Annotated in this window: 2 protein-coding genes; one reads left to right on the forward strand and one right to left on the reverse strand. The window is 38.1% G+C overall.

Features of this window, described 5'->3' with window-relative positions:
• Positions 1 to 195 precede the first annotated feature (195 nt).
• On the reverse strand, positions 196 to 570 hold the full coding sequence (locus tag N3F66_14925) for a HEAT repeat domain-containing protein (protein ID MCX8125440.1): 375 nt from the start codon (positions 568 to 570) through the stop codon (positions 196 to 198).
• A gap of 203 nt (positions 571 to 773) precedes the next feature.
• Here N3F66_14925 and N3F66_14930 point away from each other — a divergent pair.
• Positions 774 to 2,431, forward strand: a 1,658-nt coding sequence (locus N3F66_14930) for a long-chain fatty acid--CoA ligase (protein ID MCX8125441.1), incomplete at its 3' end; no start/stop codon positions are given.

A 2,431-nucleotide genomic window follows, 5' to 3' on the forward strand; every position in this document is an offset into this window, starting at 1 on the left:
TTGCTGGGCAGATTGCCTACCTTGAGCAGCTAATTTCCGCACTTGAAGAGCATAAAAAGGATATTGCAGCATTCATTGAAGAACATAAAGTGTATGATGTGAAATGAGAAAAAGTATGGGTTATTAACAAAATTATGGCGATAGCTCCGGCAACCAGCATTTTGGCAGGAACTATCGCCCATAGAAATAAAAATATTACCCCATCTTCTTTATAAGAAATTCTGCTTCTTTTCGTACGATGACATTTTCATGAGCCAGCATCATTGTCACAAACCGTAATGCATCTTTTGTACCAATAGCAAATAGGGCATCCAGTATTTCTCTTTGAATATAGGGATCAGATGTAGAGTGAAATAGTCCTTTAAGCGGTTTAACTGCCTTTTTACTCTTTATTTTTCCCAATACTGTAATTGCAATACCCACAATATCTGGAAGGGGGTGATGCAGTGCGTGTATAAGTTTTTCTTCAAAGCTGTTAGTAGTATACTTTTGAATATCTGCACCACAAAATGGGCACAGGGGAGCATCACGGGAAATTTGTTTAAAACAATTAAAACAGAAATATACCATACCATGGCTAATCATGTTTTTAAAAGTAATGTCAAGCAGAAACTAATAATTATACATATAATAATATAAAACTGCTATGAAATCATTTTGTATAATTTTTTAGCATTAATGACATATAAATACATATAAATTTTTTATTGACAAATACAAATTAATATAAATATATTATAATATAATGTTTATACAAATTAGGAGATAATACTATGAAATCACCGTATGCTTCAAAACCCTGGTTAAAACATTATGATCCGGGTGTTCCTGCTACAATACAATACCATGAAACACCTTTGCATAAAATGTTAGAAAGAAGTGTAAATGAGTTTCCATATAATACGGCACTAATTTTTGAAGGCTACAGGGTAAGTTATACTGAACTTTTTGTCATGGTAAAAAAATTTGCTGCATTTCTGAATTCAATTGGTGTGAAAAAAGGTGATGTGGTAGCTATTCTGCTTCCTAATATGATTCAGACTGTTGTTGCTTATTATGCCACAATTAGTATTGGTGGTATTGTGGCAATGTGCAATCCCCTCTACAGTGACAGGGAGTTAGAATATCAGTTCAATGATTCAGGAGCAAAAGTGCTAGTGTGCCTTGATTTACTTGCAAACCGCATGATAAAGCTTAGATCTGTCACAGGCATACAGCATATCATTTATGCATCTATTGGTGACTATCTCCCATTTCCAAAAAATATACTGTTCCCGCTTGTTGCGCGCAAAAACGGCATGAAAGCAGATGTGTATCCTGCACCTGATGTGTATCATTTTAAATATTGTCTTAAGGTGTCAGAGCCTAATCCACCACAGGTTGAAATTAGCTTTGATGATGTTGTTGCGTATCAGTATACAGGAGGCACTACTGGTGTATCAAAAGGTGCAATCTTAACACACCGCAATTTAGGATGTATGGTGCAGATGTACGAGCAGTGGTTCAAGACCAATCGTGGTGAGGAGATTGCAATGGCTGCTCCGCCTATCTTTCATGTACTGGGAATGTCGGCTGCTATGAATCTTCCACTATATATGGGATGGACAATAGTCCTCATAGCAAAACCGCAACCCGAAAACTTGCTTAAAGCTATACGGCTGTACAGGCCAACTATGTCGCCACTGGTGCCAACCATGTATGTTGGGATGCTGCAACATCCTGATTTAAAGAAAACCGATATGACCTGCTTTAAGCTGTTAACCTCTGGTGGTGCATCGTTGCCTGTTGAGGTGTTGCAGGAGTTTAAAAAGCTTACAGGCGTTGAAATTAATGAAGGCTTTGGCATGACTGAAACATCTCCTCAGACGCATCTCAACCCATATAAAGGCAAGAAAAAACCAGGAAGTATTGGTATTCCATACCCTGATACTGAAGTAAAAATCGTTGATCTTGAAACGGGCACAAAGGAGGTACCGGTGGGCAAACCAGGTGAAATGCTCTTCCGTGGCCCTCAGGTAACAAAGGGGTATCTTAACAAACCTGAAGAAACAAAAAAGGCATTTACCAAAGATGGTTTTTTAAAATCTGGCGATATTGCATATATGGACAAGGATGGATACTTTTTTGTAGTAGACCGCAAAAAGGACCTTATCATATCGGGTGGGTATAATATCTATCCACGTGAAATTGAGGAGGTGCTCTATCAGAATGAAAAGATTGCAAAATGTGCTGTTATTGGCATCCCTGACCAAAAGCGTGGTGAGAACGTCAAGGCATATGTGGTGCTCAAGAGTGGGCATAATGCAACGCCTGAAGAATTACTTGAATTTTGTAAATCACGGCTTGCCAAATATAAATGGCCTGTAGAAATTGAGATTAGAAATAGCCTGCCTGAGTCAAATGTTGGCAAGATTCTTAAAAAGGAGCTGCG

Source organism: Spirochaetota bacterium (assembly GCA_026414805.1).
Taxonomy (GTDB): Bacteria; Spirochaetota; UBA4802; order UBA4802; family UB4802; genus UBA4802.

Excerpts from the sequence above, each read along its gene's own strand:
- N3F66_14925 (MCX8125440.1), bottom strand. The coding sequence starts at position 570 with ATGGTATATTTCTGTTTTAATTGTTTTAAACAAATTTCCCGTGATGCT.